This window comes from Mycobacterium sp. (assembly GCF_049802695.1).
GTDB lineage: Bacteria > Actinomycetota > Actinomycetes > Mycobacteriales > Mycobacteriaceae > Mycobacterium.
Genome location: NZ_JBARMY010000136.1, coordinates 1 through 7517, shown reverse-complemented (window position 1 = coordinate 7517; position 7517 = coordinate 1). Strand labels below are relative to the sequence as shown.

At 64.2% G+C, this 7517-nt stretch carries 10 protein-coding genes and 2 pseudogenes; 7 read left to right on the top strand and 5 right to left on the bottom strand.

Annotated elements, in window-relative coordinates:
• Positions 1-186: pseudogene (locus tag WA317_RS05260) on the bottom strand (glycosyltransferase family 9 protein); the annotation flags it as partial.
• 60 nt (positions 187-246) lie between these two features.
• Positions 247-663 carry a VOC family protein gene (locus tag WA317_RS05255; protein ID WP_425172034.1) on the bottom strand — a complete coding sequence of 139 codons (417 nt, stop codon included), beginning with the start codon at positions 661-663 and terminating at the stop codon, positions 247-249.
• Positions 664-796: 133 nt separating this feature from the next.
• On the opposite strand from WA317_RS05255, the gene WA317_RS05250 reads away from it, so the two are divergent.
• Positions 797-1126, top strand: a complete 330-nt coding sequence (locus WA317_RS05250; RefSeq protein ID WP_425172033.1) for a YnfA family protein — start codon at positions 797-799, stop codon at positions 1124-1126.
• Here WA317_RS05250 and WA317_RS05245 read toward each other — a convergent pair.
• On the bottom strand, positions 1104-3092 hold the full coding sequence (locus WA317_RS05245; RefSeq protein ID WP_425172032.1) for a heavy metal translocating P-type ATPase: 1989 nt from the start codon (positions 3090-3092) through the stop codon (positions 1104-1106). The genes WA317_RS05250 and WA317_RS05245 overlap by 23 nt on opposite strands.
• Positions 3093-3189: 97 nt before the next feature.
• Between WA317_RS05245 and WA317_RS05240 the strand changes: the two genes are divergently transcribed.
• The 4 genes from WA317_RS05240 to WA317_RS05225 all read left to right on the top strand — a co-directional run bounded on the left by WA317_RS05240 (position 3190) and on the right by WA317_RS05225 (position 4613).
• Positions 3190-3552, top strand: a complete 363-nt coding sequence (locus WA317_RS05240) for an ArsR/SmtB family transcription factor (protein WP_425172031.1) — start codon at positions 3190-3192, stop codon at positions 3550-3552.
• 182 nt (positions 3553-3734) lie between these two features.
• Positions 3735-3950, top strand: a complete 216-nt coding sequence (locus WA317_RS05235) for a hypothetical protein (RefSeq protein WP_425172030.1) — start codon at positions 3735-3737, stop codon at positions 3948-3950.
• Between the two features lie 82 nt (positions 3951-4032).
• The gene (locus WA317_RS05230) at positions 4033-4299 is read left to right on the top strand and encodes a YdeI/OmpD-associated family protein (protein ID WP_425172029.1); all 267 of its coding nucleotides are present in this window, start codon (positions 4033-4035) and stop codon (positions 4297-4299) included.
• A complete protein-coding gene (locus tag WA317_RS05225; RefSeq protein ID WP_425172028.1) occupies positions 4299-4613 on the top strand; it encodes a hypothetical protein in 315 nt (104 codons plus the stop codon). The genes WA317_RS05230 and WA317_RS05225 overlap by 1 nt, the downstream gene beginning before the upstream one ends.
• A 16-nt stretch (positions 4614-4629) precedes the next feature.
• Here WA317_RS05225 and WA317_RS05220 read toward each other — a convergent pair whose 3' ends face one another.
• Together WA317_RS05220 and WA317_RS05215 are read right to left on the bottom strand one after the other, a co-directional pair.
• Positions 4630-5280 (bottom strand): glycoside hydrolase, encoded by a 651-nt coding sequence (locus tag WA317_RS05220; RefSeq protein ID WP_425172035.1) that lies wholly within the window; start codon positions 5278-5280, stop codon positions 4630-4632.
• A gap of 45 nt (positions 5281-5325) precedes the next feature.
• Positions 5326-5955, bottom strand: coding sequence for a TetR/AcrR family transcriptional regulator (locus WA317_RS05215; RefSeq protein WP_425172027.1), 630 nt, complete (start codon positions 5953-5955; stop codon positions 5326-5328).
• Between the two features lie 102 nt (positions 5956-6057).
• On the opposite strand from WA317_RS05215, the gene WA317_RS05210 reads away from it, so the two are divergent.
• Complete coding sequence (locus WA317_RS05210; protein WP_425172026.1) at positions 6058-7092, top strand: Rieske 2Fe-2S domain-containing protein; 1035 nt, start codon at positions 6058-6060, stop codon at positions 7090-7092.
• Positions 7093-7126: 34 nt separating this feature from the next.
• A pseudogene (locus WA317_RS05205) lies at positions 7127-7517 on the top strand (dihydrodipicolinate reductase); the annotation flags it as partial.

The window sequence follows — 7517 nt, the reverse complement described above, 5'->3', positions numbered from 1 at the left end:
GGTCAGCAGCCCGACAAGCGACGGCGGGCACAGCAGCACCAATTCCGCGTCGGGATAGGCGGCTTCGAGTGCCTCCATCGCCGGCACCGCCATCAACAGATCACCCAGACCGCCCCCGCGCAGGACGGCGATGCGCTGCACGTCGGGCCACCGCTGCTCGACGGGTCCTACGGAGATGTTGGACACCGACACGGCTCCGGCGATTACCCACTCGACGCACGGCGGAAACTCCGGAGCAGGAGCCGGCTATTCGTAGTAGCGGGCTTCGACCACGTTGCCGTCTGGATCCGGAAAGTAATACCCCTGCGGCGCCCAGCCTCTAGCGCCGTATGAATGGTTGAGCCGGGCACTGGTGTCAACCCCTTCGGCCTGCAGTCGTCCATCCAGCGCGTCGTATTCAGCCTTCGACATCGCGATGCACACGTGGTTCACCGGATGTCCGGCGCTGCCAATGACTTTCGTCATCGAATCGGTCCCGCCAGCGTCGGCCAACGGGATCAGGTCGATGATCGAGTCCTCGGACACGCGGACGCTTGGAAACGGTGCCTGTCCGGCTTTGAACTCCTCGAGCCGCAGCGGACTCAGCCCCACCACCCGGGTGTAGAAGTCGACGGATGCCTGGGCATCGGAGGTCCACAGAACGACGTGATCGAGCCGTGTCATTTCCTACCTGCCTTTTCACCGCGGGTCCCGATAACGCGGTCCGAGCGATCTCCACTGGCCGCGCCGAAGCGGGTTGTGGCTAGCGTACTGGCACGGTACGGCCGGTTCGGTTGATCTCGTATGGTCGCCAGCTATGGTGCTGCGTTCAAGTCTGTTGTTTCTGGTGGCCGCGGTGGCCGAGATCGGTGGCGCGTGGTTGGTGTGGCGCGGTGTCCGCGAGCACCGTGGCTGGGTGTGGATCGGAGCCGGATTGATCGCGCTGGGGCTGTACGGCTTCGTGGCCACTTTGCAGCCAGACGCCCATTTCGGCCGGATTCTGGCGGCCTATGGCGGGGTGTTCGTCGCCGGCTCACTTGCCTGGGGAATGGCCTTCGACGGATTTCGCCCCGACCGGTGGGATGTCATCGGCGCGCTGGTGTGCCTGGCGGGGGTGGCGGTGATCATGTACGCGCCAAGGCGTTAGCGCATGGCTCCGCTGCGCGACGCCAGGCCCGGCCGGTGAGCAGCCGCAGCCCGTTGAGTCCGACGATGACGGTAGATCCTTCATGCCCGGCCACCCCCAGCGGCAGCGGCAGCGTGCCGGCAAGGTCCCAAACGACGAGCACGGCGATGAGGGTTGCGGCGATGATCAGATTGGCTGTCACCACCCGACGCGCTCGCCGGGACAACAGGATGACAGCGGGAATGGCGGTGAGGTCGTCGCGGATGACCACGGCGTCGGCGGTCTGCAGCGTGAGGTCGGATCCCGCGCCGCCCATCGCGATTCCGGTGTCCGCGGCCGCGAGGGCGGGGGCGTCGTTGATGCCGTCGCCGACGACGGTGACCTGCTCCCCTTGATTTTGCAGCTGCCGCACGGCGGCGACCTTGTCGTCGGGGAGCAGTCCGGCTCGCACATCGGTGAGGCCGATTTGAGCGGCCAACTGGTCGGCAGTGGCCTGGCTGTCTCCGGTGAGCAGTATCGGCGGCGCACCGGTCAGCTGACGCGCAGCATCGACTGCCGTCACGGCTTCCGGGCGCAGTTGGTCGGCGATACCCAGCAGACCAACTGCTTGGTGATCGCAGGTCACAACCACCGCGGTAAACCCGCGCGCCAGAACAGCGTCGACCGCCCCGGTCGGCGGCTCACTGTCGGCAGCGCCAACCGTTTGCCGCACGGCTGACACTGAGCCCACAGCAACAAACCGGCCACCCACCATTGCGGTCACCCCGCGGCCGGGACGAGCCGTGAAACTGTCGACGCCGGGTATCTGCAAGCCGCGGTTGCGAGCAGCGCGCACGATCGCTGATGCCAACGGGTGCTCGCTGGGATGCTCGGCGGCCGCGGCCAACATCAACATCTCATCCTCACCCACTGACTCGTGGAGGCAGAAAATCTCGCTGACCTCGGGAACGCCGCGCGTCAACGTGCCGGTCTTGTCGAAGGCGATTCGCGTCGTCGCGCCAAGCCGTTCCATGACCACGGCCGACTTGGCGAGTACACCGTGCCGGCCGGCGTTGGCGATCACCGCCAGTAGCGGCGGCATAGTCGCCAGCACCACCGCGCATGGCGAGGCCACGATCATGAACGTCATCGCCCGCAGCAACGCGCGCTGCGCGGTGTCGCCGAGCAGCATGGGTACCACGAACACGACGATGGTGGCGACGACCATTCCGATCGAATAACGCTGCTCGACTTTGTCGATGAACAATTGTGTACGGGCCTTGGTCTGGCTGGCTTGCTCGACCAGAGCGGCGATGCGGGCCACCACCGATTCCTCGGCACGTCGATTAACCTTGATCCGCAGCACACCGGTGCCGTTGAGCGTTCCAGCGAAAACCTCGTCACCGGCGCGCTTGTCCTTGGGCAGCGGTTCGCCGGTGATTGAGGCTTCGTCGACTTCGCTGACGCCGGCGATCACCGTGGCGTCGGCGCCGATCCGCTCACCGGGACGTACCAGCAGCACATCACCGACATCCACTTCGGCTGCTTTTACTGTTTCCTCGTCGCCTTTGCCGGTCACCCGGGTGGCGGTCTCCGGCGCCAGGTCGAGCAGCCCGCGCACCGAGTCCGCGGTACGCGCCGTGGCCAGCGCTTCGAGCGCCCCGGAGGTGGCGAAGATGACGATCAACAACGCGCCGTCGGTGATCTGCCCAATCGCCGCAGCACCGACTGCGGCGGCGACCATCAGCAAGTCAACGTCGAGGGCCTTCTGACGTAGTGCCCGCACACCGGCCAGCGCCGGTTCCCACCCCCCGGCGGCATAGCACACGAGATACGTTGTCCACCAGATCCATTGGGGGCCGCGGGCCAGCTGAAGCATTAGGCCCACGAGGAACAAGACCAACGCCGCAGCAGCCCAGCGCATCTCGGATAGCGCCAAGGCACTGGTGTTGCGCCCCGAAACTTCGGCTTCCGATTCCGGGAAGTTCTTAATGAGGAGCGACGCCACCAATAGTCACCTCCACGATGGGACGAACGGACCAGCGCGACGATACCAGAATACATGAACATCTCTTCATGTGTTCCGACCGCGTAGGATGCGCTGCATGGGACATGGTGTCGAGGGCCGCGATCACCCGACGGCCCCGCTGGACCTGGACGCCGCGGCTCACGTCGCGACAACGCTGCAGGCACTGGCCACCCCGAGCCGGTTACTGATCCTGACTCAATTGCGCCAGGGGCCGCTGCCGGTGAACGAACTGGCCGACGCGATCAAAATGGAGCAGTCAGCGGTGTCACACCAACTGCGGCTGCTTCGCAATCTCGGATTGGTCAGCGGCGCCAGGTCCGGCCGCAACATCGTGTACTGCCTCTACGACAACCACGTCGCCCAACTGCTCGACGAAGCCATCTACCACAGCGAACACTTGCGCCTCGGGCTGGCCGACCGGCCACGGACGGCCGGTTGACCGATCGTGCGGTGTTCTCGCCTTGGACAGGATGGTGATGAACGGCTACCTCAGGGCAGCGAACGATTCGCGGGCGAAGGACAAGCGCATGGATTGCCGGATATTCACTGATCCCAGCAACGGCGCCACCTACGCCGATCTGCTCTAGTCGGCGCAATTGCCAAATCTTCGACGGAACGGCGTTGAGCGGCTCGCCGGCGCAGATCGTTGATCAGCTCGGTCCGTATGCGGAGCTGGGCATTACCCGGGTGTATCTGCGGGCACCAGCCCAGATCGAGCGCCTGGCGGAAAATTTCGAGCTGTTCGCGGGCGAGGTCCTACCTCAGTTGGCGGGAATGTACAGCGCTTCCTTCCGTAGACCGCCGGCACGGTTCCTGACGCACGACCTCACGAAGTGACGCGACCGACATCGCGCGCCAGTACAAATTCCTTTCACCATTGGAATACCAATTCCCGTCGAGCTTTACTTATCCTTTCCCCGTGACCATGCAGCAGGTGCCCGGTGGCGTTGTGCACGATCTGCCGGCCGACCTGCGCACGGCACTACTGACCAACGCTTCGGCACTCGCCGCTTGGACGGACATCACGCCGTTGGCCCGCAACGAGTTCATCTGCTGGGTCGAGGATGCCAAGAAGACGACCACGCGAGAGCGCCGCATCAGGCGAACTCAAGAAGAATTGGAGGAAGGTCAGCGCAGGCCCTGCTGCTGGCCGGGGTGCAAGCACCGAGAGCGGATTCGCAGGTGATGACCTGCGCCTTGAGGCATGCGCCGTATGACAGCGGCACCCTCGAGGTGATCTACGGCGGCGGCGGGCTGAGCGTGTTCGCAACCATCGTCGACACCACCAACCCGCCCGGGGTGACGGAGATCTGCCACTACCACTCCATCGGGGTGGACCCGCCGACGCTTCCGTGGGACGCCAACAAATTTGTGACCGGGCCCAACCCTTCGACTCCCCAGTACATCGTGATCACCCTGATCGGCGCTCAATACAGCGTCGCTGTGACCTGCAATGGCACCGGCAGTTCGGCGTCCTATTACCCGGTGTCCTACGGCTGAGCCGGGTTGCGCACCGTCAGATGTAGTAGCTTTCCTGCCCGGTCGGATATCCGCCGCCGTCGGTGGCGATATGGACGTGGTCGTAATGGTTGGCGGTCTCATTACCCAAGTTTGCCGTCCAACTCGGCGCGCCGATGCCCGGGTAATAAGCCTGCCTCCAGATGACGTGCAGTACTCCCCAGCGCTTCGCATTCGCCAGTGCGAATCCGGCGATTTGGTTGCCGAGCTGAATCCCCTCCTTGCTGCGGTAATTCGGGATCATCACGTCGATGGCCAGCCCGTTGGGATGCCATTGCAACGGATCCTGGCGAAACCCACCGATTGTGGTGATCTCCGGGAACAAAACGCTGATGGCGCGGGCGGCTCGAATGGTGTGAACCTGCAATCCTACTTCCGGGGCGATGCCGGGCGGTAACGCGAAGGGAACTTCCCTGCTGCTGACAGGTGCGCTGGCCGCCAGCAATTCTGCCGGCGCGGGTGCGACCATCAGAGGGGCGCTGTTCGGCACAGCTGCTTGGCTGAACGGAATCGCTTTGGGCACCTCCACGCAGCACCGCGGCTCTGTGCTGTGGGCGTGGAAGATCGCGACGCAGGCGGCGATCGAGGCCGCGAATGCCAGCCAACGCCCTCGGCCGTTGGCTAACAGGGCGCTGCTCACCAACAGCAGGTTACTGGTGTGTCCAGTGTGATGTGGCGATTTCGTCGTCGGGCTTCAGCGCGATTGCGGCGGTTCGAGGTAGGCGACGATGGAGTTGGTCAGGCCGCGGCGCGCCTCGTCGAGATCGGCGTAGGTTCCGAGTTGGCGTTCCGACGTCAAGCCCCGCATGGCACCGGGGATGAGCGTGGCCACTTCGCGGACCCGTTGGGGATCGACACTCAGGTCGGCGAACGCCTTCTGGCATGTCTCGTGCCAGCTTCGGCCCCAGGAGCGAAGCTCCGCTGCCGTGCGCGGATACAGACGCTCCAGTTCGGCATGCTCGCGCGGCAGCGCGGCACGTAGAGTCTCGATCGCCCGCGAATCAGGGGTGTCCAATCCGTCATAGAGGGTGTCGATGATGTCGGCGACGCGCGCCCGTAGGGAGAGCGTCGTGTCGGTGTCAACGAACAGGTTGGCCCGGCGCTCGGCGGTGAAACGCAAAACCGCCGACCACAATCCGTCGGCGTCACCGAATTGGTACTGCACGGTGCCCCACGTGACCCCGATTTTTTTGGCGATGCGGTTGGCTGAAACCGCTGCCCGGTCACCGGTTGCGAGCGCCTCGATCGCCGCCGCCAGGAGTGCCTCACGCGTGGCCAATCCGCGTCGGTTGGACCTGCGAGTCGCACTGTCCGGTTCGGGCACCGTCTGATGGTAACTCTGCAAACGCTTTCATTGACACCTCTACGAAACATTCCTAGAGTCCGATGTGAGCTCCAGTGGTGCCGACCGAAAGGATCACCGGTAATGGTTAAGCCGCCGCTGTCGATGAAACCGACCGGCTGGTTCCAAGTCGCCTGGTCTGACGAGATCAAGGTCGGCAGAGTCCACATCATGAAATATTTCGGCCAGGAGCTGATCGCCTGGCGGGCGGAGTCTGGTCAGCTGACCGTGATGAATGCTTACTGTGAACACCTCGGCGCACACCTCGGCTATGGCGGAACAGTGAAAGGCGAAGTGCTGCAATGCCCTTTCCACGGCTGGCAGTGGAGTCAGCAGGGCCGCAACGTGTGCATCCCGTACGAGGACCGGCCCAACCGCGGCCGGCGCATCCGCACCTATCCGGTGGTCGAACGGAATGAGTCGGTGTACATCTGGCACGACACCGTGGGCCGTGAACCGTTCTTCGATGCACCGGACACCTTCGCGTCGTTCGCCGACGATCGCAGCGCCGCCGACTACTACCCGCAACAGCGACTGTGCCGAACGGCACTGGAGATGCACCCCCAGTACGTGCTCGAGAACGGCGTCGACTTCGCGCACTTCAAATACGTGCACAACACCCCGATCGTGCCAGTGTTCACCCGCCATGATTTCGACGACCCAGTTTCCTACGTCGACTTCACCATCACCTTCGAAGGCGCCGACGACCAGCACATCGAGGACGTCAACAGCGGCGTCGAAGCCGTCAACGGTGGACTCGGTATCGCCGTGACCAGAAGCTGGGGGATGGTCGACAACCGCACCATCTCCTGTGTCACACCGGTCGACGAGTCCACCTCCGACGTGCGATTCACGGTGTACATCGGCCGCGCGCCCGGCAAGGACACCGAGCGGGCCGCCACCAAAGCCCAGCTGTTCGGCGACGAGGTGATCGCCCAGTTCAGCCAGGACATACACATCTGGTCACACCAGCGTTATTCCGACCCTCCGGCGCTGACCGGTTCAGAGCTACAGGGGTTCAGCGCCATCCGCCGGTGGGCGCAGCAGTTCTATCCCGACGGTAAAGGCGGCGGTGCCGCCGACTTAGCCGCCGCCAGTGCCGGCAACGCCGGCAACTGAGCCCACTTCGTACCGTCCCGCGAAAGGTAACCGCATGAGTCAGCCGATCAGGGTCTTCCAGGTGGCCACCGGCAACGTCGGCAGCGAGATGATCAAGCGCATCGCAGCTCAGCCCGACCTGCAATTGCTTGGCGTGCACTGCTATTCAACGGACAAGGTCGGTAAGGACGTCGGTGAACTGGCCGGCCTGGCCCGCGTCGGCGTCAAAGCCACCGGCTCCATCGACGAGATCATCGCGGCGAAGCCCGACGTGTTGACTTTTCATGGCGTGTTCCCCGACGAGGACCTTTACGTCGCGGTGCTCGAAGCCGGAATCGATATTGTCACGACCGCCGACTGGATCACTGGCTGGCACCGGGACCGCAACCATCCCCACCACTCCGGCAAGCCGGTCACCCAACTCCTTCAGGAAGCTTGCGAGAGAG

Bases quoted from the DNA above. Each gene is read 5' to 3' on its own strand.
- WA317_RS05255 (WP_425172034.1), bottom strand. From the start codon at position 663: ATGACACGGCTCGATCACGTCGTTCTGTGGACCTCCGATGCCCAGGCA.
- WA317_RS05250 (WP_425172033.1), top strand. From the start codon at position 797: ATGGTGCTGCGTTCAAGTCTGTTGTTTCTGGTGGCCGCGGTGGCCGAG.
- WA317_RS05240 (WP_425172031.1), top strand. From the start codon at position 3,190: ATGGGACATGGTGTCGAGGGCCGCGATCACCCGACGGCCCCGCTGGAC.
- WA317_RS05225 (WP_425172028.1), top strand. From the start codon at position 4,299: ATGACCTGCGCCTTGAGGCATGCGCCGTATGACAGCGGCACCCTCGAG.
- WA317_RS05210 (WP_425172026.1), top strand. From the start codon at position 6,058: ATGGTTAAGCCGCCGCTGTCGATGAAACCGACCGGCTGGTTCCAAGTC.